Origin of the sequence: Rothia sp. LK2588 (genome assembly GCF_040946465.1) — a bacterium.
Classification (GTDB): Bacteria; Actinomycetota; Actinomycetes; order Actinomycetales; family Micrococcaceae; genus Rothia.
On sequence record NZ_JAYWLS010000003.1, the window covers coordinates 48,930 to 73,465 of the forward strand.

Genomic DNA, 24,536 nt, shown 5'->3' on the forward strand with positions numbered 1-24,536 from the left:
ACTACATGTGCGGTGCCGGGGTGAGCAGAAAATCCTCGGGGTTTTCGGGTATCGGCCAGCCGCGCTCGCGGGCGGCCTGCTGAAAGCGGGGCATGCCGTAGTAGGTGAAGGCCGCCGGGGCGTTGGGCACCATGTCGGTGACCAGCACACGCGCCACCGCCAGCCCGGTGGGGGTGACGTCGGTGGTGGTGAGGTCTTTGACGATCACCGTGTGCCCGGCCTCGGCTAGGCGGCGGCGCAGCTGCCGCGCCGAGACCCCGGGGATCTCACTGATCGGCACGGTGCCCAGGCTCGGGTCGGTGAACCGGCGGGCCAGGTGGTGGGTGCGCGGGTCTTGCCAGATCTGCACGTGCGCACCCAGGTCGCGCACGCTGCGGAAGTGCCGCCCGGCGTCGTCCAGGTATCTTTGGTCGGCGCGGTGCTCGAGGTGCAGGCCGCGGGCCATGAGCCCGGCTTCGATGGCCTGGAAGACCCAACCGTCGGCCTCGGCGGTGCCGCGCGTGTAGATCCAGGTGTGCACGGCTTCGAGCACGGCCTTGCGGGCGGCCTCGACCGGGTCTGATTTTGCCGAGAACCCTGCCGCATAGACGCCGGTGGCGGGGTCGTAGACCAGGGCGGCGAAGGCGGGGGCGAACTCATGGGGCATGGCGACCACCCAGTAGTCCACGGCGCAGTCGGCCATGGTCTCGTCGAGGCCGTCGATCGTGGAGGTGTCGATGCCGGTAGCCGGGCCGTCCATGTGCCACCAGAGTTCTAGGGCGTCGCGTTCCATGACTTCGAAGAGGGCGCGGTCGATGGCGTCTGAGAAGCCCTGGCCGGTGGCGATACCCGCGTAGTTCAGGTGGTGCACCCGCGGGAGGTCACGGTATTTCCGCAGCCGCCAATTGAGGTACACCAGGCTGGCCGGGGCCCAGATCTCCCCGCCGGTGCCGCGTTCGGTGGCCTCGGCGGTGTCGACCGCGCAGCGCGCCCAGAGCGTGGGCGTGGTGGCGGTGAGTTCCTCATATTCGAAGTCTTCTCTCTCCAGCTGCCAGGGGGCGAAGCGGGGCAGACCGGCCAGGTCTACCACGTTCTTGTCGGCGGCCTGCAGCTGCTCGGCGGTGCCGCGCATCAGGTCGTCCCCGTGGGGCGGTAGGTAGTTGCCGCAGTAGCGTTCGCAGGCTTCGGCGACGGCAGCGATCCAGGCCGATTTTTCATCCCCGAAGGTGGTTCCCAGCGAGACGCGGTCGGCGGGCCACTCGCCGAGCAGGCGGGCGTTGGCGACCTCGGCGGTCATGGAGGTGTAGGCCGCCGGCGCCCCCTCGGGGGTGAGTACCGAGCGGACGCGGCGGATGATGCCGCTGTGTTCGTCGACCAGTGCGGTCAGGGGCCAGGCGGCGGGGGTGGTGCGGTCTGTCATGCGGATTCCTTTCGCGGGGTGAGTCTCGGGTGGCGCGCCGAGGGGCCGGGCGTGGCGTCCCAGCGGGCGAGGGCGGTGTTGAGCTTCCAGTCGATGGGGTGGCACCCGCCGGAGGCCACCGACCGGCACCAGGTGGTCAGCGGGGTGAGCAGCCCGCCGGCGCGGCGCAGGGCCAGTCGCACCGGGTGGTCGCCGGGTAGTTCGGTGCCCAGGCCGTGACCCCAGGGCCCCCAGATCGTGGAGGCCGCTACGGGCCAGTCCGCCACTAGCGCGCGGGTGTCGGCGGCGAAGAAGTCGGTCTCTCCGCCGACCGCCAACAGCGGTGTGCGGTGGTGCGCCCAGCGGGTGCGCGGGTCGGGCCGCGGGGCCTCCCAGAGCCGGCGCCAGCCCTGGGCGAGCTGCGGGTTGTCGGCGAAGAGGGGGTCGTCCAACAGCGCCAGCGGGCCGTGGGCCTCGGCGCGGCGAGTAAGGGCGTTGAGGGTCGCGGCGTCCAACGGGGCGGAGGAGACGGCGCCGGCGCCGTGTTGGGCCCACCAGCCGATGCGGTCAAAGATGCGCGGGGTGCCGTCGGGGTCGTGGGCGGTGTCCCAGAGACCCAGGGCGGGCACCATCGCGATGACCCCTGCCGGGGCGAGTCTCGGGTGGTCGGCGAGCAGGCCGGCGGTTTCTAAGGCGGCGTGCGCGCCGTAGGAGGAGCCCAGCAGAAAGAGTGGGCCACTCAGCAGGTGGTGGTTGGCGAGCAGTTCGAGGGTGCGCACCCCGTCGTGTCCCTCGTGGCGGTAGGGTTCCCACCGGCCTGCGGAGCGATAGCGGCCGCGGACGTCCTGGGTGATGACCGTGAAGCCGTGCCGCGCCAAGGAGGTGGCCATGCCGGCCAGGTGGGTGCAGTCGTAGGGGGTGCGGATCAGCATGGTGCCGCAGGTGGCCACGCCCGGTGGTGGCGTGTACGAGAGGGTGTGCAGGCGCGGGAGGTCCCCGGCGAACAGGTGCGTAAGTTCGCGCACGGCCGGTACGGGGTGCAGGTCGCGGTCGGTCATCGCGCGGGCAGAGGTTCGGCCTCGGGCACGCGGATCACCGGGTGGGTGCTCACGCGCAGCGGGGTCATCTCGATGCGGGTCAGCTGCGCGGGGCCGGTGTGGGGGTTCCCGTGGAGCCAGGCGGCTACGCGGGTGATGAGTTCGCCCACCAGCACGGGGATCACGTGCTCGGGTAGGTCGCGCAGGCTATCTGGGCCGGGGTCGTTCGCCAGGGACTGCATGAGGGCCGGTGCGGGGCAGGCGGCCAGCCTGCGGCCGTGGACGTCGGCGGCGCGGATCGCCTGTTCATCGGCGGGATCGGCGAGCGGGTGCACCCAGAGCACGTCGTCTTCGCGGTGTACGCGTAGCACGGCGGTTCCCTGGGCGAGGAGGTCGTCGGCGGCTTGGGCGGCGGTCGGTGTGTCGAGGGCGACCAGCGCCAGGGTGGGGGGCGGGGTCTGTGCATCGTGTGGGGCGGGTGCGGTGGCTTGCTCGATCGCGGTGCGCACAGGGTCGAAGAGTTCGGGTGTTTCTGCGTGGACGTGGATCGTCGGCAGGGGTGCCTGGCGTGCGGCGCGGCGGTCGGCCAGCTGGGCGGAGATAGCGTCTGCGGTGTGGCCCTCGGGCAGGGTCATGAAGGCGCCGTCGGGTGCGCGCAGGGCGCGGCGGTCGCCGTGGGTGAGGACGGTCGGGGTGGGCATGGGTTCGTCTTTCTCTGCCGGGTGAATGTGGTTTTCTGCGGCGCAAACGGCAAATAGGGCCCACAGCCGTGGTGGCTGTGGGCCCGGTCGCTCGCGCTACTTACGCTTCAAACGGGTTCTCAACCAGAGCGTTCGAGTGCGATGCAGACAGGTGTGCCAGATGCTCGGTGTCCTGGATTTCCTTCATGACGTCCTCCATGGGGGGACCTCCTTCATATCGTTGTGATTAGGGATTCCATCGATCGATGGCTCCACCACTGTATACTTAATTGAGAATCATTCTCAACTAGAAATCAACTAAATTTATGTATTCCACATCACTTTTAGTAGCCGATCAGCGCCACCACGCCCTCTTTGCGCTCAACACTGCCGAGCCGACGCGCGGCGAACCTGCCCCGTACGTCGTGGCCGAAGACAGCGTCCTCGCCGAACACGCCGGGATGCTCCAGTTGCCCGACCACCGCATCGCCTACCTCGACGACGCCGCCGGCGAACTGCGCATCCTCACCCACGACGGTTCCGGTCGCCTGCACCTCAAACACCGGGTCTCGGTAGCGATCCCCGGTGAACACCTGGCCGTCTCACCCGATGGCGCCTGGGTAGGTGTCGGCACCGGATTCGGCGCAGAATTCTCCGCCACCACCGACCAGATCACCCTTGTGCACCTCTACCCCGGCGGCCACGACGCACCCCGCGGCTATCGGGTGCGCACCCGCCCCGGCGAACACGGCATCGCGCTCTCCACCGAGGGCCTCTGGCTGCGGCACCGCGAACCTGGTGCCGTGCAGTACATCCCCTTCACCGAGATCACCCAGGCCGGCCCCCACGTACCCCAGGTGCACGGGGTAACCAGCACGCACGTCGGCAACGCCGCCCACGGCGAAGCCTTCGACCCGCACACCGAAACCTTCTACACCGCCACCGAAAACGGCCTGGAAAGCTTTCGCGTACGCACCGCAGAAGACGGTGCCGTCGAGATCCTCCCGCAACCGAAGATCGACTGGGCCGCAGGAGAGGGCGCCCGCGCCTTCTTCCTCCGCTGCCGTCCGGCCCACCGCCAGCTCGCCACCACCCTGCGCGCCGGTGGCGAAAACCCCCGACAGTGGCACGAGTGGCCCAACTGGGTCTTCACCTACGACCTCGACACCGGTCACGTCACCACCGCCGACGTCGGGCCCGGCCTGGTCTTCCGGTGCGCGCAGACGCCCACGGCGCTCGCGGTGACCCGCGTGCACCCCGACGGGGACGAGCTGGTGGTCTTCAACTCCTCCGACCTCTCCCTGCGCGGCCGGTGGGCGCTGCCCGGCATGGATCGCGCCCCGCGCCCCGGTCATGAACCCTGGGACGACGCCGACCGCCGCGCCATCGCCGCTCACCCCAACCGCGAAGAGGTGGCGGTCTCACGGGGTGGCCACGGGCAGGTGCATCTGGTCGACGTCAGCCGCCCCGGTACCGAACTGAAGACCGTGCAGTTCCCCAGCCCCTTGCGCGACGGCGGCCACCTCGGCTGGTTTGACGACCGGTCGCCCACCCGCGAGTTCGACACCGTGGGGCGCTGATGACCTCGTTCCTGCACGAGATTCAGAGGTTTTCGCGGCTACCCGCCTTCGGCGTGCCGGTGCCCTGCGCGGAGGGTTTTCTGCATATCTTCCGCCCCGAGGGTGCCTCGGCGGCGCAGGTGTGGCAGGCCCGCGAAGAACAGTTGCTGGCCGGCAACCCCGGACGCCGGTTACAGGCCTTCGAGGCCCACGGCACCCCGCAGTCCATCCTGAGCGGGGGAAGCACCACCGTGGTGTTGGTGCGCACCCCCGGCAGCGAGCGGCTCACCGCCGTGGACCACACCGGGGCGGTGCTGCAAGAGGGCATCTCACCGCTGGCGCCGGCGGCTGTTTCTTCGCAGGGGCAGTTGCTCGTACCCGCCGAGGAGGCCGAACAGGCCGGGGTACGGTGGCGCCTGGCCGAAATGGAGTTGCTCGAAGCGGAGTTGCCCGAAGCGGAGCCCTCCGGTGCGGAGTCATCCGGCGAGCAGGCCGTGCCGGGGGAGCCGTCTGCGCGACGGGTAGTGTTGGTGCAGCTGAGCGCCACCGATACCCGTGTGTACCCTGCCCTTCCGGATGTCACACTTCCGGGTGCCACCCTTCAAGACACGACCGTGCAGGTACGCGCCGCGTCCGGCCCCCCGCTGTGTAGCGTCCCGGCACCGGGTCGTATCTTCTTTACCGGCGGCAGGTGCCTCAGCTACGCCGAGGGTGCCCTGACCGACCTGCGGGGTGCGCGCTGGGTGTTGCCCGCCCACGAGGCACTGCTGTCGGTCTCGGCCCTGCCCGTACCGGACCGGCTGGTGGCGGTCGTGCAGGTGCGTGGCCGCACCGAGCTGCATAGCCTCACACCCGCCGGGCCGAGTCTGCTCACCCGCCTGGACTTCGGGCAGGGCCTGGCCCAGATGGGCGTCTGCGGCGAGCGCATCTGGTTGGCGGTGCGGGACGCCCGGGCGGGGCAGACCCTGTGTTGGCTCAGCGCCGAGGCCCCCGGGGAGGCCCCGTTGCAGACCGTGCCCACCGCGGGCCCCGCCGCGCAGATCGCCTATCGCACCCTGTATGCCCGTGCCGACGACGGGGTGCGGGTGCCCTATGTCTGCGCCGAACCGCCGGCGTCCTCGCACGTCGAGGAGCGCGCGCCGCTGCTGTTGACCGTTTACGGAGCCTTCGGTGTGCCTCATCTGCCCAGCGCCGAACCCACCCTGCCGGCGTGGGTGGGCCGCGGGGCGAGCATGGTTTTTGCGCAGGTACGTGGGGGAGGGGAGCTGGGCCCGCAGTGGCACGAGGCCGGCGCGGGGGAGCAGAAGTTCCGCGCGGTAGCAGACGCCCTGGCGGTCATCGAGGATCTTCGCGAGCGCTTCCCGCGGCGGCCGGTGGTGCTGTGCGGGGCGTCCATGGGCGGACTGGTGGCGCTGGTGGCGGCGATCGAGGCCGCCGAGCGGGGCGTGCCCGTGGCGGCGGTGGCCGCGACCGCACCGGTGTTAGACGCGGTGCACCTGGATCGCCACCCCAATGGGCGGTTCTGGCGCGAGGAGTTCCCGGCCGCCGCTACCGACCGCGCCCGGGTGTCCCCGCTGCACCGCGTGGCCGCGCGTTCAGGTCCATTGCCACCGCTGTGGCTGGCCTGGGCCGGACGCGACGAGCGGGTAGCCGACGATGCCCCGGCTTTCGCGGCGGAGTGGGAGCGTCGCGGTTCGGTGCGTACCTGGTGCGATGAAGACCTGGCGCACGTGGGTAATCCGGTGGAGCGCATCGACCGTCGCTCGGCCGATCTGCTGGATTTTGCCTGGGCGCAGGGTTTTAGTGAGGGCGCTTGACATAAATATTTCTTGTTTAAATATGTTAAGTAAGGCGCCCATATAATAAAATTTGAAATATCTTCATTGGAGGCAGGGGTTGCCGCATTCGTGCGGAATTTAGTCGGCAACCCTCGCGCCGCCACAATGTTAGGCAACACAGGCGGCGCAGGGGAGCGGAGTGTTCTATCAAGGGGGGATTCCGCTCCCTGAGCCCTATGAGTAATGAGGAAGGACCTCCATCTACCGGTGCGGCAGATGGAGGTCCTATTGCTTTAAGATTCTCGCGAGTGGGCGTGGTGCCCGGAGGTTACTCCTCGGTGCCCTCGTTGGGACGATCGCCGAGCTGGGCGTCCAGGCGGAGCAGACCTGCGCCGTCCTCACCGGTGAGCTTGATCTGCGCCACGATCTCGGAGACCGTGGCCTCCTCTTCGATCTGCTCGTTGATGAACCAGTTCAGCAGCGGGCGGGAGTCGAGATCCCCGGCCTGCTCCGAGGTGCGGTACAGCTCGCGAATCGACTCGGAGACGCGCTGCTCGTGGGCCAGGGCGGCCTCGAATATCTCTGCCGGTGCCAATCCCTCGCGGACGTCGGGAGCGGGGATCGCGCCGATCTGCGCGTGGTTATCGCGGGACGAGACGTGGTCGATGAACTTGTTGGCGTGCACGATCTCTTCGTCGGCCTGACGGCGCAACCAGGCGCTCATGCCGGGTAGGTCCTGTTCGTCGGCCTCGATCGCGAGCTGACGGTAGACCATCGAGGCCTCAAACTCGAGAGTGATCTGTTCTTGGAACTTCTTTTCTAGTTCTTGATTCATCTTCATAACCCTCAATCTACCGCGAATTTCCGCGCCGGGGAGCCTTTTTCGCACGCGGCGGAGCTTGGGAGGTGGTGCGTAGTGCGGGTTACCGGTCGGTACGATAATCGTCACATTCCCCCAAAATAAACTTGCAGTAGTGCAATTTTGGCGGTCTGGTCATTACTATATTCACATTCGGTAAAGTGACCGAACGAATACCATTTCGCATCTTCGCCCCGGCAGGGCGCCACATCCCTAAGGGTTCCCAGTGTCTTCCACCGCATCTCGACGACCAGACTCCACCACTGAGGCCGCCCCCGCCACCAACGCGGTGATGAGCACACAAGAGATCAAGCTCGTCATCATCGGACTCATGGCGGGAATGTTCCTCTCTTCCCTCGACCAGACCATCGTTTCTACGGCGATCCGCACCATCGGCGACGACCTCAAGGGTCTCGATCAACAGGCCTGGGTCACCACCGCCTACATGATCACCTCCACGATCTCCACGCCCATCTACGGCAAGCTCTCCGACCTTTTCGGACGCCGCCCGCTGTACATCTTCGGCATCTTCGTCTTCGTGCTCGGCTCCTTGCTCTCGACCTTCTCTACCTCGATGGTCATGCTCTCGGCCTTCCGCGCCTTCCAGGGCATCGGCGCCGGTGCGCTCATGTCGCTACCCATGGCCATCATGGGCGACATCCTCGCACCCCGCGAACGCGCAAAGTACCAGGGTTATTTCCTGAGCATCTTCGGCATCTCCTCGGTGATCGGCCCGCTGGTCGGCGGCATGTTCGCCGGCGCAGACACCCTTCTCGGCGTGACCGGTTGGCGCTGGGTTTTCCTCATCAACGTGCCCATCGGCGCGATCGCCCTGGCCATCGTCTGGAAGTTCCTGCACCTGCCCCGCTTCGGCGCTGACCACGTCAAACCGCACGTCGACTGGTGGGGTGCGACCTTCGTCATCGTCACCCTGCTGCCGCTGCTGCTCGTGGCCGAACAGGGCCGCGACTGGGGCTGGACGTCCGCCGCGGCTATCACCTGCTACGCCATCACCGCGATCGGCCTGATCGCCTTCCTCATCGTCGAGGCGCGCCTGGGCGACGACGCGATCATCCCGCTGAAGCTCTTCCGCTCCGGTGCGTTCTCCATGTCGATCGTGCTCGGCACCCTGGTCGGCTTCGGCATGTTCGGCGCAATGATGACCATCCCGCTGTTCCTGCAGATCGTGCTCGGCCTGACCCCCACCGAGTCGGGCTTCGCGACCCTGCCGATCATGGCCGGCATCATGCTCTCCTCGATCCTCTCGGGCATCATGGTCTCGAAGACTGGCTCGTACCGCATCTTCCCGATGACCGGTACCTTCATCATGGCCTGCGGTTACCTGTGGATGACCTTCATGACCATCGACCGCCCGCTGGGGTACCTGATGATCGGCATGTTCCTCATCGGCGCCGGCCTGGGCCAGCTCATGCAGTCGCTGACCCTGGCCGCGCAGAACGCGGTCAAGCCGGTCAATATGGGCGTGGCGACCTCCTCGGCCACCTTCTTCCGCCAGATCGGCGGCACCATGGGCACCGCCGTGCTGCTGTCGATCTTGTTCTCGGTCATGCCCGGCAACATCCAGCACGCCATGGGTAACGAAACCGACCTGCGCGGCGGCCTCGACGCGGCACTGACCCCCGCCGTGGCGTCCGCACCCGAAAACCAGCGCGTGATGGACCAGATCTGGAACCCGATGATCGACCCGGTCAAGGAGAACGTACAGAAACAACTGGACGGTGCAACCGCCCAAGCCACCGCGCAGATCCCGGCCAACGCACCCGCCGCCGTGCGGGAGAAGGTACTGGGCACCGTAGCCGAGAAGGCCCACGCGAGCGTGCGCGACGGCAAGGTGCAGGTGGACTGGGCAGACGCCGGTCAGCGCTCCTACTGGGTGGATCAGCTGGCCCCGAAAATGTCGGAGGAGGTCTCGAAGAAGGCCGACGAACAGGGCGCGGGAGACTCGAAGGTCGAGGGTAGCACCTCGGATACTTCGTTCCTCAACGGTGCTGACGCACGCCTGACTCGCCCCTTCATGCAGGGTTTTAACGAGTCAACCCTGACCATCTACTGGGTAGGTTTCGCCGTGACGGCCCTGGCGTTCTTGCTCTCGCTGTTCTTCAAGGTGCCGCCGCTACGCAAGGTCTCTGGTCTGCAGGAGTCGGCAGACGCCGCCCGCGCGCAGGCCTCGGTGGCCGCCGAGTAAGCGCAGGGTAGGCGCAGAGTTAGAAACTCAACCCTCGGGTACCGTCGGGATTCCGTGTGATGTACGGATTCTCGGCGGTATCTGCCGTTTCGGCCTCGTGTGCGGGGGATGAACCGCGGGACGTGGCACCGGCCGCGTTCTGCGCGGCGGAACCCCAGGAGCTGGCGCGGGTGCGCTCGGGCCGAGGGGCGGCTACCGAGCCGCCGGCGGCGTCCAGGTTCAGCGAGTCGTGATTCAACGGATTGTTGCGCGCGAGGTCATAGTTCGCCGCGGCGTGGACGCCGTCGTCCGGGTCCCAGAGCGAGGCGCCGAGGGGGCCGCGGTTGCGCGGGGCGCCGCCTGCGGCGATGTGCTTGCGTTCGGCGCGGGCGCGGATCAGCCAGGCCAGCGGGCCGACGAGCGGCAGGGCCAGCGTCAAGAGTAGCCAGCCGAGTTTCTGGATCTCGTTGAAGTGCGGGTTGCGGTAAATCGTGAACACGCAGTACAGCGCCAGGCCCAGGCCGATGAAGAAGAGGGCGGTGAGCGTCCAGCCCAGCAGGTTGGGCGAGGCCGGGGTGGTGGCTGCGAGAGTCGTCGAGATCATGGCCTCAAGTCTACCCAGATCCGCGAACTCTCGATTTTTGCACGTTTATGACGCGCACAGTCGGGAATTCGCGGATCTAGCCGAGCTCGTGGTGCAGGGCCGTCGTGGCGTCCTGCGCGAAGAAGCGGTACCCACTGGCCTGCAATTTATCGCAGCTGACCGTCTGGTCCGCCATCGCCAACTGGTCTGCGCCCTCCTCGCCGAGCAAGAGCTTCGGCGCGGCTTGCGGGGCCTTCAAGAACACCGGACGCCGCACTACTTTACCGATCAGCTTGGCCAGTTTCCGCGCGGTCACCGGGGTCGGCGCGACCGCATTGAGCGGACCTTCCACCGCATCGGTGAGCACGGCGTGGGCGAAGACCCCGGCGATGTCGTCGAGGCCGATCCAGCTCTGTACGTTATCTCCGGCGCCTACGCTCGCACCCAGACCCGCCAGGAACGGCGGCAACTGCAGGCGCAAGGCCCCGCCCAGCGCCGAGAGCACCACGCCCACCCGCACGTTAACCACGCGCAAGCCGGCATCGCGGGCGGGTTGGCAGGCGTCCTCCCAGGCCTGGCAGACCCGGGCCAGAAAGTCACTGCCGGGTCGGGAGGTTTCTTCTAAGAGCTCCTGCGGGCGCGAGGCCCCGTAGTAACCGATGGCGCTGGTGCATACGAACGTGCGCGGTCCGCCGTGCGGGGCCAGGCGGGCCAGGGTGGCCGCCAGCAACTCGGTGGACTGCACCCGGGAGTCGAGCATCTTCTGCTTGTTGGCCTCGGTGAAGCGGGTGCTGATCGACGTTCCGCCGAGGTGGATCACCGCGTCTGCCCCGGTGAAGGCGGCCTCGTCGATGGTGCCCCGGGCTGGGTCCCAGGCGAACTCGTGCTCGGCCCGCGGTTCGCGCCGCACCAGCGTGCGCACGGTGTGCCCGCCCGAAGACAACAGCGCGGCCACCTGCTGCCCGATCAGCCCCGAAGCCCCGGCGATCACGACCGTCTGCGGGGTGGTGGAATAGCGGGCGTGGAAGGCCAGGTCGGCCTCGAGCCGGCGGGTGCGCTCGGCGAACATCGCCGCGAAGTACTTCTCGGCGCGCCACCCCGCCACGGACGCCGCCAGCGAGCGTGCGCCGCCGACCAGCTTGGTCGCGGCGGAACCCGCACCGCGCGTCCGGGGTGAGCCTGCCGCGGCGAGGTCTTGACCGGGCAAAAGTTCGTACTCGATCTCGTCCTCGATGAGGGTGCCACCGGTGGGCGCCTCGGAGAACCGGTGGGTGTGCTGCCAGCTGCGGAAGGGGCCCTTGACCATGCGGTCGGTGAAGCTGTGTTCGTTCACCGCGGCGACCTCGGCCACGAGCGGGACGCTGGCCAGCCCGCGCGTGCCGGGAACGGCGGCCTTGATCTCGGCGCGGCTGCCGACCTCCCGCGTGGCTTCGCGGATCACCGCACCGGCCCAGTGCGGGTTGAGTCGCGTGAGGGCGCCGGGGCGGGCGTGCCAGGCGAGAACCTCGCTCAGCGAGTAGGGGACGGTTGCTGCGGTGGTGAAGGTGCTCATAGGGTCAGCCTACTCTCGCCCGCGATCGACGAATCCCCGATTTTTGCACGTTTCGCCTGCGCACAGCAGGGAATTCGCACAAAATCGGGGACTCGCGGATCTGGGTTAGTGGGCGAAGCGGTAGAAGAAGGCCGCCGTTGCGTCGCGCTTGATCGGCTCGTAGGGGTGGTACGTGCCGTCATCCCAACCGGTGGAGAGCCCGCGGTTGTACATCCAGTTCATCTCCTTGTAGAAGGGGTCGCTGGTGGTGACGTCGGTGAACTGCGAAGTGCGGGGAGCGACATACGCCGGGGAGCCTGCAAAGCGGTAGAAGAAGGCAGCCATCGCGTCGCGCTGGATGTCTTCGTTCGGGCGGAAGGTGCCGTCGGCCCAGCCGGTCGTGATGCCCTGGTCGGCCAGCCAGCTGATCTCCTTATAGAAGGTGTCGGTGGGCTGAACGTCCTTGAACTTCGAGGTGGCCGGGGCGGTGTACTCCGGTGATCCGGCGGCACGGTAGAAGAATGCGGCCATCTGGGCGCGGGTGGTGTTGGTGTAGGGGCGGAAGGTGCCGTCGTCCCAACCGCGGGCGATGCCCGTATCGGCCAGCCAGCCGATCTCCTTGTAGAAGACGTCCTTCTCACTGACGTCCACGAACGACGAGGCGATCTTCACCGAGACGTGCGCCTCGGTGCCCACTTTGCCGGTGGGGTCGGTCAACACCACGTCGTGGACGCCGCCGGGGATGTTCTTGCCGGCCAGCGGCACATCGACGTAGGCGGTGCCGTTGGTGACGTCCACGGTGCCGAGCTTCACGCCGTCGACGGTGACGTCCAGGCTGGTCAGCGCCGGAACGTCGTAGCTGCGGGTGTTGAGGTCAGAGACGTCGAAGGTGAGGTTGCCGGAGGCAGAGTAGGAATCCTGCAGGTTCTCCACGCGCACGGCCTGCTTCTCGTAGCGGGGCGAGACGGTGCCCTTGCCCTTGAGGTATTCGATGAACGCGTCGGAGTCCACCAGCGCGGTGTCCTTGGAGTTGGTGCCCTTGGACAGGGTGGTGAAGTTGTCGCCGCCGCCGAGCAGGAACGAGGGGATCGCCACGGTGAAGGTATCGGCGTCGGTGACCTTCTTGCCGTTGACGAAGATGTCCTTGATGTGGTTGCCGCGCTGAGCGTAACCGGTGGCGTCGGGGGCGCCGGTGTAGGTGTAGGTGACGTTGGACGAGAGCCCCAGCTGCAGGTAGGGGCGGGTGGCCATCTGACCCGAGGAGTCCTGCTGCCACTGTTCCTCGAGCACCTGCTTGAGCTGAGCGCCGGTGAGTTCGGTGGTCCAGAGGTTGTTCGCGAAGGGGGTCACGGCCACGGCGTCGGCCACGGTGACCGCTCCTGCCGGGGTGGTGATGTTGTTACGCAGGCCGGCGGGGAACTCGTCGCGCAGGCCGCCGGGGTTGACGATGCCGATGTCGGCGGGGGTGCGTCCGGTGGAGTTAGCGGCCGAGAGGTACATGTCGGCGACCAGGTGGCCCATGGTCGACTCGAGCTGGCGCTGGTCGAAGCCACCCTTGGAGTCTTGCTTGGCGGCGTCCCAACCGGTGGTGATCTTACCGCCGAGCTGTGCGACCTGTTCGCTACCCTTCTGCTGGGCGTAGGCGTTGGCGTCGGTGAGGATCTGCTGTGCCTTGGCGAGCACGGGGTTCGCGGCGACCTGGTCGGCGGTGGGCACGGCGGCGCGCTTGTGCAGGGTGGAGGTGTATCCGGTGACGTTGTTCTGACCGTCAAGGGTCAGTGTGATGTCGCCCAGGTTGTCACCGTAGTTGCCGGTCTGCAGCACCGGGCGAGTCTTGCCGGGCTGGCCGGGCACGGGTGCGTCCACTACGTATTCCTCGTGGGTGTGGCCGGTGAAGATGACGTCCACGGCGGGGTCGGTCTTGGTCACCAGCGGGTCGGCGTTCGCGTCGGCGGAGCGGATGCCCTCGTGGTACTCGGCGACGATCACGTCTGCTTCGCCGTTGGCCGGGTCGCCGTCGGAGAGTTGCTTGGCGTAGTCGTTGGTTGCGGCGATGGGGTCGGTGAAGTTCACGCTAGCGAGGGCCGAGGGGTCGGTCAGCTGCGGGGTCTCCTGGGTGACGGTGCCGATCACGGCCACCTTGGTGCCGTCGGGCGCGTCCAGGATGGTATAGGGCTTCAGCGCGGGCTTGCCGGTGGCTTTGTCGATGACGTTGGCGCCGAGATACGGGAACTGGGCCAGCGGTTCGAGACGGTTCTGCAGGTCTGCCAGACCCTTGTCGAATTCGTGGTTACCCACGGCCGAGGCCTGCAGGCCCAGGGCGTTGAGGTATTCCACGGTGGGCTTGTCGTCTTGCACACTTGAGACGTACAGCGAGGCCGAGACGTTGTCGCCGGCGGAGAGTAGCAGCGAGTTGGGGTTCTCGGCGCGCTGCTGTTCAATGGTCGCGGCCAGGCCCATGCCGATGTCGTTGGTGATGCGGCCGTGGAAGTCGTTGATGTTCAACAGCTGCAGGGTGTGTTCATCGGCGGCCTGGGCAGGTGCGGTGCCCAGGGGGACGACGGTGACGGCCAGCGCTACCGTCGAGGCGATGGAGGTGCGGGTCAGGGCCTTGTGGTGGCGGCCCTGGGAGGTCTTGCGTGCCACGATCTATTCCTTATGAGTCAGTGGGTGTGAGCAGATAGTCAGAGCATAGACCGGGCGGGTGAATTGTGCGTGAACTGGGGCAACCTCTGCGGTTTTAAGATCGGTGGTCGGGCAAGGTACGCCCGGAGTTCTTCCGTGCCGAGTGGACGACGATGGCGGCGATGCCGAAGAACGCTACGGAAACGGCAATGAGCGCCAGAATGTGAGGGATGCTTCCTGCGGCCAGCAACTTGAAGCCAGCGATCATCACTACGGCGAACAGCACAATCAAAACGGACGAGCCTCGGGTAAAGATCTTTTTCATGGTTACTCCTGCCACTAGGGCTTTTAAGGTTAGCCAGCGCCTGCCCCGCCCTCAATAGCTGAGAGCGCGTATTACGAGCCTGCGGTGCCCCACATTTAGACAGGCCTACACGGTAAACGACACGTAAATCAAAGCGAATAATTCTCTCCGCGACTCTCAAATCTCCTAGTCAGCGCTGTGATGTTCAACGTTTATCCCCCAAAGTGTCAGCAAGGTCCTGCCAATCGCCACGCGAAAAGGTTATATTGCAGAGGCAGGGGTTCACTCGCCCCCGTACCGCAGGCACCACCCCATACAGCCTGCGTCCTGACCGCATCCCCCACCCCCTAGTGAGCTATGCACACCACGAATTCTCGTTTGCCCTTCCGCGCGCTCGCAGGCCTCTCCATCACTGCCGTTCTGGCTCTGAGCAGCCTGCCCGCAGCGAATGCCGCAACCGCCACCACCGACCAACTTTCCTCCGTCACCAATGGCGCCGAGACCCCGCAGGTACGCGAAATGCTCCCCGAGCAGGCCGCCCTGGCGCCCGCTCAACTTCCCGCCGCCCCCGACCGCACCGGCAAGAACCCCGGCGCTACCATGGGGCAGAGCATGAAATCTATGGACAACACCTCCCACCTCTCCGAGGCATCCTTGAACGACGCCCGCCAGAAGGTCGCCGACGCCAAGAACGGCAAAGACGTGGCCATCAGCGGCGACGAGTTCGGCCCTGCCCTGGCGCAGGCCACCGCCGCCGCCGAGAACGCACCCGTGGCCGGCGTGGCGAGCGCTGCCGCGGCCACCAGCCCTACCGGCACCGGCGTACTCGGCATGGACGTCTCCGGGTGGCAGCCCTCTGTCGACTGGGCCGCCGAATACACCGAGGGTGCCCGCTTCACCTACATCAAGGCCACCGAGGGCAACTTCTACACCTCTAAGGCGTTCAGCGACCAGTACATCGGCGCCACCGAGGTGGGCATGATGCGCGGTGCCTACCACTTCGCGATCCCCGGCGACACCTCCGGCGAGACCCAGGCCCGCTACTTCGTGGCCAACGGTGGCGGCTGGAGCCCCGACGGACGCACCCTGCCCGGCCTGCTGGACGTCGAGTACAACCCCTACCCCGAGCTGGGCGACATGTGCTACGGCCTGACCCAGACCCAGATGCGGGACTGGATCCAAGACTTCGTGACCACCTACGATTCGCTGACCGGCCGCGTCCCGGCGATCTACTCCACCACCAACTGGTGGCAGACCTGCGTGGGTAGCACCACCCAGTTCAACCACCTGCCGCTGCACATCGCCCGCTACGCCTCCACCCCGGGACAGATGCCCTTCGGCTGGGACACCTACGACATCTGGCAGTACAGCGACTCCGGCCCGTTCTCCGGCGACTCGAACGTTTTCAACGGCACCATGAGCGACCTGCACAGCTTCGCCACCCTGGCCAGCTACCAGCCCATGGGTAACCGCGCCCCCTCAACCGCCGGCTTCGTGGATGTCGACCCCAGCCACCCGTTCTACAACGAGATCAACTGGATGGCCGCGCAGGGTATCTCTAAGGGCTGGCCCGACGGCACCTACCGCCCCTTCGAACCCATCCAGCGCGACGCGATGGCGGCCTTCCTCTACCGCCTAGCCGGCGAACCGGCCTACACGCCGCCGGCGGTCTCGCCGTTCGTGGACGTCCCCACCAACCACGTCTTCTACAAGGAGATCAGCTGGTTGGCCTCTCAGGGCATCACCAACGGTTGGTCAGACGGAACCTACCGCCCCAACGAGCCGATTAAGCGCGACGCGATGGCGGCCTTCCTCTACCGTTTGGCCGGTCAGCCGCAGTTCCAACCGCCGGCCGCCTCGCCCTTCGTTGACGTGTCCTCTTCAGACATCTTCTACAAGGAGATCAGCTGGCTGGCCTCCCGCGGTATCTCCACGGGCTGGGCAGACGGCACGTACCGCCCGTTCAATAGCACCGACCGTGGCCAGATGGCGGCCTTCCTCTACCGCTACGTGACGAACGGTTAGGCCTTCACCGCCGCAAAACCCGGGGCCGCGTGGGCCAGTTTCTCGAGCTGATCGGGAATGCCACGCACCCACACCTGAGTACGATGCCCGCCGACCTTGATCGTGTCTACCACGAGCGAGGTCGGCGCGGTTACATGTGCCGAGAATTCGCGCAGGCCCGAGGTCGCCAACGGGTCGTCGAGGGCGGTGTAGAACAGGAGCGTCACGTCCGGACGCTCGCGGCTGACCAGATCGCCCAGCAGGTAGCGCGGGTCGTGCGGGTCGTTCCACTGTTGATCCTCGGTGTAGATCGGTGTGAAATACCCCGACTGGCTCATACCCGCCGAGAAAACCTCGGGGTGGCGCATGGTGAACATGGTCGCGCACCAGCCGCCGGCCGAGTAACCCGTGGTCGCCCAACCGTCGCGTTCATGATGCGTGCGCAGGTTCTGTTGTAACCAGGGCACCAGGTCTTTGATCACAAAGGTCTCGACGCGCGGAGAATCCTTCGCGGTACCGTCTACGCATTCGCTGTCGAGCTGGCCGGGGGAGACGTCCGGAACCACCACGATCGGTTCCTGCATCTTTCCGGCGTGCACCTGTTCCAGCACCATGTCGCCGTAATCTATCGCCTCCGAGTAGTTACTCGTGGCTCCGGGGAATCCCGTAAATCCCATGATCACCGGAAAGTACCGGTGGGGGTCGGTGAAATACGAGGGCGGCAACCAGATCAGAACGTCGTGGTTTTCGTGGCTGACGGCGCCTCCCACCGAGGCGTGCATGTACACGCCGCGGCTGCGGTCAGCGGGAATCTCACCGGTCAGGTGTGGGTTGTGCGCCGGGTCCCGCTGTAAGGACGTCGGTTCACCCGTAACCAGGTGCCCGGCGGGTTGCACTCGCGGTAGCTCGGCGCCGTAGGTCGTCTGGGTGAGGCTCTGCGCGGAGGGCGGGGTGAAGAGCGAACTCCACGAGCCAAACCAGTGGTTTTGCGCGTTGAGGATGGCCCCCACCGCGGCCAGGATCAAGAGACAGGTCACCAGCACCGAGACCGTCTGAGCCACAAACTTGAAAACCGGCCGGTGCCAGGTGTGGTGGGGGATCAGAATGATCGTTGTCACGAGGGAAAGCCCCGCGGCAACGCAAACGATGGTCACGAACAGGGCGCCGGTGATCTCCAACGTGGCCCCTCTCAAGAAAACAACAGGAAAACGCGGTACATTTTTGCACAAACCCGTATGGCATAATCAGACATTCGTCTGAGTTCGGCCTTGTCCGGAATAAATAGCTTGCCTCAGTATCCCCCTTGACCCCCGGAAAATCTAGAAAGACACCGAGTGAAAAAAGACCGTTCCGCCGGTAGCCTACCGCAGCGCATTACCGCACACCGTGAAACGATCGCCACGTGGCTCATCGGCATTTACGCTGTAGGTACGTTGCTCTCTCTCTTCTCGTGGATACTCTCGCCGTTGCATAAAGGCCGCGGTTACACGTGGTGGGAATACGCCTTCGGGCTGATCAACGTGCCCGTGAGCCATTCGTTGGTTTCGGTGATCGCCATGATGATCGTGACCTCACTGTTGCTCAAACGCCGCCGCCTGGGTCTCTACGCGGTGATGTTCTTTCAGATCGGTGGAATTCTGCTCACCTTGCCGATCGCGGCGAACCTGATTTTCAACGACACCTCCGTCACCCTTTTCACGCACTCCTACCGCCCGTTGGCCGATCTGACCTCGGTGGCGGTGGCCCTGGTTACCCTGGTGGTGTTGATCTTGATCCGCCCGGCGTTCCCCGCCCGGATCGCCCGCACCCACTGGCGCTGGGTCTGGTTGGTGGCGGGCCTGGGCCTGCTGTTTTCTGTCGGCCTGGCCTTCGCATTCGCGGTTATTCAGGAATCCCATCATCAGGGTGAGCTGACCCCCGTCGCCGCCGGGTACGTCCTTTCCGGTCTCGGAATTCGCATTCCCGAGTTGATGCCTACCGGGTACCGCCCGGCCATCTACTTTCGGCTGATCGTCGAGATCGCCTTCTCGCTGACCCTGCTGGCCACAACGATCACCTTCCTGCGTTCTCCGCGCGACCGCGAGAACTGGAAACCCGCCGACGAGGTGCGCCTGCGCGAGATGCTCCGCACCCACGGTGAGGACGACTCGCTCGGTTACTTCGCCACCCGCCGCGAGAAGTCCGTGATCTTCTCCGACGACGGCCAGGCGGCCGTCACCTACCGCGTGATCAACTCCGTGTGTCTGGCCTCGGGCAACCCAATCGGCGCGCCCGGATCGTGGGATTCGGCGATCGCCAACTGGAAGAACTACGCGCGCACCTACGGTTGGCACCTGGGCGCGATCAGCGTCAATGAGGCCGGAGCCAAGGCCTTCGCCACCGCCGGGCTGTCGATCACCTACATGGGCGACGAAGCCGTGCTTTCCACCGACCGCTTCAGCCTCAACAACACGACCCTCACCGAGGTGCGGCAGGCCACCCGCCGCCTGAACGCCGAGGGGCTGACCGTGCGCGTGCGTACCCACGGCTCGCTGAGCCCCGCAGAACTCGCCGAGGTTAACCGCGAGGCCGACTCCTGGCGTCACGGTGGCACCGAGCGCGGTTTCTCGATGGCTCTGGGCCGCGTGGGAGACCCCGCGGACGGCCGCAACCTGCTGGTCACCGCCCACGGGCCGGACGGGCAAATGCTCGGTCTGCTCTCCTTCGTGCCCTGGGGCCGTCGCGGGGTCTCCCTGGACCTCATGCGTCGTTCCCCGAAGGCACCCAACGGCATCGTCGAGTTCATGGTCGCCTCCCTCATGGAGGAAGCCGGCGAATACAACATCGCCCGCGTCTCACTGAACTTCGCGATGTTCCGCAAGACCTTCGTCGAGGCCGACCACTTCGGCGCTAGCCCCTGGACCCGCGCGTCCGCCTCAACCCTGGGCTTCTTCGACCGCTACCTGCAGCTGGAGCGCCTCTACCGCTTCAACCAGAAGTTCGACCCCGAGTGGCTGCCGCGCTACCTTGCCGCCGAGACCCTCTTCACCCTGCCGCAGGTGGCCGTGGCCGCCGGCGTGGCCGAGGGATTCCTCCCGCAGCTGTTCTCGGGCCGCTCCGCCACCGACCGCACCCTCGACGAACAGTCGCTGGCGCAGGTGCACGAGCTGCACCGTCGCGTGGATACCCCGGTGATCGAGCACCGCTATTCCGATCAGACCAAGCACCGCATCCGTCACCTGGAACAGCTGCGCGAGGCGGGCATGAATCCATACCCGCAGGGCGTGGGCGCACAGTACACCACCGCCCAGCTGGCGCGGATGCTCGAGGAGCCGAACTCGCTGGCGCCCTCCCATACCCTGACCGTCGCCGGGCGCGTGCGCAACATCCGCTCCTACGGTTCGGTGGTGTTCCTCGACCTCATCGAGGGCGCGCACACCGCCCAGGTGGTCTGCGAACGGTCCGCGCTACCCGCCGTGGGCGCGAACCTCGACCTGTTGCGCCGCACGGTAGACACCGGCGACATTCTGATCTTCACCGGCACGGTGGGGACCTCCCGCAACGGCACCCCCTCGCTGTTGGCAACCGGCTGGCAGATGGCGTCCAAGAGCTTGCACGCGATCCCGTTCGGCAACTTCACCGACCCCGAGGCACGCCTGCGCCGCCGCTCCACCGACCTGTTGGTCAATCCCGAGCAGCGGCAGTTCCTGCGGCAGCGCACCGCGATCATCACCTCGATCCGCAAGACTCTGGACTCCTCGGGCTTCCTCGAGGTGGAAACCCCGATTCTCAACACGATCCACGGCGGTGCGACGGCGCGTCCGTTCACCACGTTCATCAACGCCTACGGCGCCGACCTCTACCTGCGCATCGCCCCCGAGCTGTACCTGAAGCGCCTGGTGGTCGGCGATATGGGCCCGGTCTACGAGCTGGGCCGCGACTTCCGCAACGAGGGCGCGGATGCCACGCACAACCCCGAATTCACCGTGCTCGAGGCGTACAAGCCCTACGCCGACTACAACGTGATGCGCGAGCTGACCGAGGCGCTGATCAAGAACGCGGCGTTCTCGGTGTTCGGTTCTGAGTCGCTGCCGCTGGGGGAGAAGAACTCCGAGACCCGCACCCTGCAGGATGTCTCCGGCCCCTGGCCGGTGAAGACGGTCTGCGGTGCGCTTTCGGAGGTGCTCGGCCGTGAGATCACGCTGGAGACCGACTTCGAAGAGTTGCTGGCGCTGGCCCGCGAACACGAGATATATGTTCGCGACGGCATGGGTCCCGGCGCGATCATCGAGGAACTCTACGGCGAGCTCGTGGAGGCCGCGACCGTCTTCCCGACCTTCTACATCGACTTCCCCGTGGAGACTTCGCCGCTGGCCGGCCCGCACCGCAGCACCCCGGGCCTGGCCGAGCGCTGGGATCTAGTGGTCAACGGTATGGAGCTGGGTACCGCTTACTCCGAAATGGCAGACGCGCTGGAGCAGCGTCGTCGACTGACCGAGCAGTCGCTGAAGGCCGCCGCCGGCGACCTTGAGGCGATGGAGATCGACGAAGACTTCCTCTATGCCCTGGAAACCGGTCTGCCGCCCACGGGTGGTCTGGGTATCGGCATCGACCGTCTGGTCATGCTGATGGCGGGCACGCAGATTCGCGGCGTGCTGACCTTCCCCTTCGTGAAACCGCAACGGTAGGCGTAGATGGGTTCGGCACACTTCTTCTCGCTGATGGCCCCGCTGGCACTGGCGGCGATCGACCCGGTCTCGGTGTTCTTCGGCCTCTACTTCTTGGCGAAACACCCGGGGCCGCGCGGCCGGCGCACGGTCATGACCTTCTGCCTGATGCTCATCATCGGCATTCCGCTGTGGGGCATGGTGCTCTTGGCGTTCTTCGGTGAAGACGTAGAGAACATCCCCTGGGACCGGGTGTTAGAGACTCTGCACAGTGCGGCTACCGCCGTGGTGGCCGTGGAGGCCCTACTGGGTCTGGCTTTGCTGGGGTTCGCGTGGTTCCGCCTGCGCCGGGCGCGCACGCGGGTGCTCGTCTCGGGTTCGGTGGACGACCCCGAGTTGCCGGTGCAGAACGAGCGTAGTGCCCTGGGTCTGTATGCGCTGGGCGCGGGCATCATTCTTTTCGTGACCACGAATGTGCCGTTCTTGGCATATGTTGCCCTGGCGGCCCACGAGCCGGCGGGTGTGCAGTTTGTGGGGCTGCTGGGATGGAGTTCCATCTCGCAGATTCTCACCCTGAGCCTGTTGCTGGCGCTGATCTTCCGCAAGGAGCGCGGCCTGGCGCGGGTGCTGATCGCGATGCGGCGTCGTCTGGCGCCGATCTGGGCCGTGGTTTTCCCGGTGCTCTGCATGGTGCTGGGCGTAGCTTTGGTGCTGGACGCCCTGGCGTATCTTGTGCTGGGTGTGAACCTCGTGGAGTGGTTGGTGTAGGCCGTGGTGGGTCACTTCTTGTCCCTGGCCGCTCCGATGGGCGTGGCGGGTTTTGACCCGGCACCGCTCTTTGTGGCCCTCTATTTTCTAGCGAAGAACCCCGGCCCGGCCGCGCGCCGGGTGGTCGTCTGGTTCTGCGCGTTCTGCCTGGTGGGCGTGGCGCTGTGGGGTGTGACGCTCACCCGGTTGTTCGGCGATGCGCTGACCCGGATTCCCTGGGCGCGGTTTGTGCACGCCCTGTTGCACGCCGGCCCGTGGACGGTGGTGGGCAAGCTGGTGATCGCCTGCGGCCTGCTCGGCTGGGGCGTGTATGCGATGCGGAAGAAGCTGGCGGCCCGTGGGGTGGAGGCTCCGCAGAAGGAGCGGAAGAACCGGAGTGCGCGCGGGTTGTTCCTGTTCGCGGTCGGGTTCATCGTGGTGATCACCGCAGATATGACGTTTGCGGCATACGTTGCGATCGCCTCGCCCGAACCGCTCTGGGCGCAGTTCTTGGGCTTTCAAATCTGGAGCCTGGTGGCCCAGTTCCCGCTGACGATCTTCTTCGTGATGTTGCTGCTGGGGCGGGAGCAGATGTTCACCCAAGCCCTGGACCGCCTGCGGGCGCGCTGGGGTTCGAAGCTGGTGCTGACGCTGCCAGTCGTGGCCATCGCGCTGGGCCTGACGTTGCTGATGGACGTGCTACTTTACCCGCTGGCGAACCTGACGCTGCTGCCGTTTTTGCACTAGGGGTTATGGGTCTCGGGGGCGTGAGCAATCCAACCTGAGGCAACCAACTTACTAGAGCCTGCAACTCGACCCCGGCAGAGCACCGCGGTGCGCCGCCACGAAGGCGTAGACCGGTTCAGCCACGCGGCGCACCGGCGGGGCGAGGAGCAACCGCCCGGCCGCGCGCACCTCGCGCCGGGAACTCGAACCCAGCGCCAGGCCGAAGGCCACCACACCGAAGGCGACCCTGCCGTCCTTGCAAACCAGCGCCACCGCGTCGGCGAAGCGAGCAAGATCCACACGCTCGCGGAACTCATCCGTGCTGAAACCTGGCAGTACGCCGGCGCCCAGGGAGAGCCGCCCCAAAACACCGGCGCAACGGGTGCAGAAGCCGCAGTCGGCGTCGTAGTAGAGGTTCATCTAGCGTTGCTGCAGGCGAGCCGAATCGTCGGCGAAAACGTCGGGAACGCCGTCCTTGTTTTCGTCCACCTGCTCGCGCTCGAAGATGCCCTTGTAGTGCTTGTTGCGCAGGGCCAGCAGGGTGCCACCGATGAGCGCCGCAGAGACCGAGCCGACCAAGATCGCGATCTTGGCGTCTTCGGTGTGCGCCGAACCGTGCGAGAACGAGAGCTCGGCGACCAGCAGCGAGACGGTGAACCCGATACCGGCGGTGACGGCCATGCAGATCACGTCTACCCAGGCGACGTCCGGGTCGAGGTTAGCCTTGCGGAAACGGGTTACCAGCCACGTGGTGGCGGTGATGCCCGTGGTCTTACCCAGCACCAGGCCGGCGATAATACCGATCGCCACCGAGTCGGTCAGCGCGGTGCCCAGGCCAGAGAAGCCACCCACGTTCACGCCCGCCGAGAAGAACGCGAAGATCGGTACGCAGATCAGGGTCGAGAGCGGACGCAGGCGGTACTCGAGCACCTCGGCCAGGCCGGATTGCGCATCGGCTGCCCGGGAGCGCTGGTTGTAACGCACCGGCACACAGAAGCCCAGCACCACGCCGGAGATCGTGGCGTGGATACCCGACTCCAGGAACAGGGCCCAGGTGATCAGACCCAGCGGCAAGAGCAGGGCCCAGGCGCCCCAGGAGTGCAGGTGGAAGAATTTCTCGAGCTTGCGCGCCAACACCAGGTAGATCACCACGGGGATGACGGCCAGCATCAGGTACAGCGGCTTGAACGAGTTGGTGTAGAAGATCGCGATGATGAAGATGGCAATCAGGTCGTCCACCACGGCCAAGGTCAACAAGAAGGTGCGTAGCGCCGAGGGCAGGTAGCGGCCCACCGCCGTCACCACGGCCACCGCGAAGGCGATGTCGGTGGCGGTGGGAATAGCCCAACCATGTACGGCGGTCTCGTTGCCGGCGTTGAGAGCAAAGTAAATAAGAGCCGGGGCGGCCACACCGCCAAACGCTGCGGCCACGGGGACGATGGCGCGGCCGGGGTCGCGCAGGTCGCCGATCACGAACTCTTTTTTAAGTTCGAGACCGGTGAGGAAGAAGAAGACCACCAGCAGGCCGTCGGCGGCCCACTGGCTGACGTTCATGACGAGGTGATGAAAGCCGGGAATGTGGGGGCCGAGTTCGGTGTCTCGCACCCCAAAGTAGAAGTCTGACCACGGCGAGTTAGACAGCACGATCGCCAACACGGTGGCACCGAGCAAGATGAACCCACCCAGGGACTCCTTGCGGAGGATCTCAGAGATGCGTCGAGATTCGGCGTAGGTGCCGCGCGAGAACGACGCATCGACCTGGCGTTCACGGTTTTCGGAACCGTCGTGGTCGTGCGGCGGTTGCTCGGATGGTGCGGAGATAGAACTCGACATGGCTGAGCGATCCTTAGAAAAGTGAGTTGATGGACAACGCGTATTTTTTCACTTTACTGTG

19 protein-coding genes are annotated in these 24,536 nt (G+C 66.2%); 7 read left to right on the plus strand and 12 right to left on the minus strand.

Annotated elements, in window-relative coordinates:
• Window position 1: 1 nt before the first annotated feature.
• From VVR12_RS07315 to amiA, 4 genes are all read right to left on the minus strand, one after another.
• A complete protein-coding gene (locus VVR12_RS07315; protein WP_368550538.1) occupies window positions 2-1,399 on the minus strand; it encodes a YcaO-like family protein in 1,398 nt (465 codons plus the stop codon).
• The gene (locus tag VVR12_RS07320) at window positions 1,396-2,436 is read right to left on the minus strand and encodes a CocE/NonD family hydrolase (RefSeq protein WP_368550539.1); all 1,041 of its coding nucleotides are present in this window, start codon (window positions 2,434-2,436) and stop codon (window positions 1,396-1,398) included. Before VVR12_RS07320 ends, VVR12_RS07315 begins: the two co-directional genes overlap by 4 nt.
• Window positions 2,433-3,116 (minus strand): hypothetical protein, encoded by a 684-nt coding sequence (locus VVR12_RS07325; RefSeq protein ID WP_368550540.1) that lies wholly within the window; start codon window positions 3,114-3,116, stop codon window positions 2,433-2,435. The genes VVR12_RS07320 and VVR12_RS07325 overlap by 4 nt, the downstream gene beginning before the upstream one ends.
• 100 nt (window positions 3,117-3,216) lie before the next feature.
• The gene (gene amiA, locus VVR12_RS07330; RefSeq protein WP_368550541.1) at window positions 3,217-3,315 is read right to left on the minus strand and encodes a streptamidine family RiPP; all 99 of its coding nucleotides are present in this window, start codon (window positions 3,313-3,315) and stop codon (window positions 3,217-3,219) included.
• Window positions 3,316-3,421: 106 nt separating this feature from the next.
• Between amiA and VVR12_RS07335 the strand changes: the two genes are divergently transcribed.
• Both VVR12_RS07335 and VVR12_RS07340 read left to right on the plus strand, forming a co-directional pair.
• Window positions 3,422-4,675 carry a hypothetical protein gene (locus tag VVR12_RS07335; protein ID WP_368550542.1) on the plus strand — a complete coding sequence of 418 codons (1,254 nt, stop codon included), beginning with the start codon at window positions 3,422-3,424 and terminating at the stop codon, window positions 4,673-4,675.
• Window positions 4,675-6,471 carry a prolyl oligopeptidase family serine peptidase gene (locus VVR12_RS07340; protein ID WP_368550543.1) on the plus strand — a complete coding sequence of 599 codons (1,797 nt, stop codon included), beginning with the start codon at window positions 4,675-4,677 and terminating at the stop codon, window positions 6,469-6,471. The genes VVR12_RS07335 and VVR12_RS07340 overlap by 1 nt, the downstream gene beginning before the upstream one ends.
• 289 nt (window positions 6,472-6,760) lie before the next feature.
• Here VVR12_RS07340 and VVR12_RS07345 read toward each other — a convergent pair whose 3' ends face one another.
• Window positions 6,761-7,273 carry a ferritin gene (locus VVR12_RS07345; protein ID WP_368550544.1) on the minus strand — a complete coding sequence of 171 codons (513 nt, stop codon included), beginning with the start codon at window positions 7,271-7,273 and terminating at the stop codon, window positions 6,761-6,763.
• A gap of 244 nt (window positions 7,274-7,517) precedes the next feature.
• Between VVR12_RS07345 and VVR12_RS07350 the strand changes: the two genes are divergently transcribed.
• Complete coding sequence (locus VVR12_RS07350; RefSeq protein ID WP_368550545.1) at window positions 7,518-9,497, plus strand: MDR family MFS transporter; 1,980 nt, start codon at window positions 7,518-7,520, stop codon at window positions 9,495-9,497.
• A gap of 19 nt (window positions 9,498-9,516) precedes the next feature.
• On the opposite strand, the gene VVR12_RS07355 is transcribed toward VVR12_RS07350, so the two are convergent.
• From VVR12_RS07355 to VVR12_RS07370, 4 genes are all read right to left on the minus strand, one after another.
• On the minus strand, window positions 9,517-10,080 hold the full coding sequence (locus VVR12_RS07355; RefSeq protein ID WP_368550546.1) for a PLDc N-terminal domain-containing protein: 564 nt from the start codon (window positions 10,078-10,080) through the stop codon (window positions 9,517-9,519).
• Between the two features lie 76 nt (window positions 10,081-10,156).
• Window positions 10,157-11,611 (minus strand): TIGR01777 family oxidoreductase, encoded by a 1,455-nt coding sequence (locus VVR12_RS07360; RefSeq protein WP_368550547.1) that lies wholly within the window; start codon window positions 11,609-11,611, stop codon window positions 10,157-10,159.
• A gap of 105 nt (window positions 11,612-11,716) precedes the next feature.
• Window positions 11,717-14,236, minus strand: a complete 2,520-nt coding sequence (locus VVR12_RS07365; protein WP_368550548.1) for a 5'-nucleotidase C-terminal domain-containing protein — start codon at window positions 14,234-14,236, stop codon at window positions 11,717-11,719.
• 94 nt (window positions 14,237-14,330) lie between these two features.
• Window positions 14,331-14,540 carry a hypothetical protein gene (locus VVR12_RS07370; RefSeq protein ID WP_368550549.1) on the minus strand — a complete coding sequence of 70 codons (210 nt, stop codon included), beginning with the start codon at window positions 14,538-14,540 and terminating at the stop codon, window positions 14,331-14,333.
• A 336-nt stretch (window positions 14,541-14,876) separates the two neighbouring features.
• Here VVR12_RS07370 and VVR12_RS07375 point away from each other — a divergent pair, with 336 nt between their 5' ends.
• The gene (locus VVR12_RS07375) at window positions 14,877-16,544 is read left to right on the plus strand and encodes a GH25 family lysozyme (protein WP_368550550.1); all 1,668 of its coding nucleotides are present in this window, start codon (window positions 14,877-14,879) and stop codon (window positions 16,542-16,544) included.
• Here VVR12_RS07375 and VVR12_RS07380 read toward each other — a convergent pair.
• Entirely contained in the window at window positions 16,541-17,701 is a 1,161-nt protein-coding gene (locus VVR12_RS07380; protein ID WP_368550551.1) for an alpha/beta hydrolase, read from the minus strand. The two genes, VVR12_RS07375 and VVR12_RS07380, sit on opposite strands and share 4 nt — an antisense overlap.
• 156 nt (window positions 17,702-17,857) lie before the next feature.
• Between VVR12_RS07380 and lysX the strand changes: the two genes are divergently transcribed.
• The 3 genes from lysX to VVR12_RS07395 are packed head-to-tail and all read left to right on the plus strand — an operon-like array spanning window position 17,858 to window position 22,663.
• Window positions 17,858-21,190 carry a bifunctional lysylphosphatidylglycerol synthetase/lysine--tRNA ligase LysX gene (gene lysX / locus VVR12_RS07385; RefSeq protein ID WP_368550552.1) on the plus strand — a complete coding sequence of 1,111 codons (3,333 nt, stop codon included), beginning with the start codon at window positions 17,858-17,860 and terminating at the stop codon, window positions 21,188-21,190.
• Window positions 21,191-21,196: 6 nt separating this feature from the next.
• Window positions 21,197-21,937: a hypothetical protein gene (locus VVR12_RS07390; protein WP_368550553.1), complete on the plus strand. Its 741-nt coding sequence runs from the start codon at window positions 21,197-21,199 to the stop codon at window positions 21,935-21,937.
• Window positions 21,938-21,940: 3 nt separating this feature from the next.
• Window positions 21,941-22,663 carry a hypothetical protein gene (locus VVR12_RS07395; protein WP_368550554.1) on the plus strand — a complete coding sequence of 241 codons (723 nt, stop codon included), beginning with the start codon at window positions 21,941-21,943 and terminating at the stop codon, window positions 22,661-22,663.
• 51 nt (window positions 22,664-22,714) lie between these two features.
• Here VVR12_RS07395 and VVR12_RS07400 read toward each other — a convergent pair whose 3' ends face one another.
• Together VVR12_RS07400 and nhaA are read right to left on the minus strand one after the other, a co-directional pair.
• Window positions 22,715-23,062 (minus strand): thiol-disulfide oxidoreductase DCC family protein, encoded by a 348-nt coding sequence (locus VVR12_RS07400; protein WP_368550555.1) that lies wholly within the window; start codon window positions 23,060-23,062, stop codon window positions 22,715-22,717.
• Window positions 23,063-24,475: a Na+/H+ antiporter NhaA gene (nhaA, locus tag VVR12_RS07405; protein WP_368550556.1), complete on the minus strand. Its 1,413-nt coding sequence runs from the start codon at window positions 24,473-24,475 to the stop codon at window positions 23,063-23,065. It abuts the gene before it with no gap.
• Window positions 24,476-24,536 lie beyond the last annotated feature (61 nt).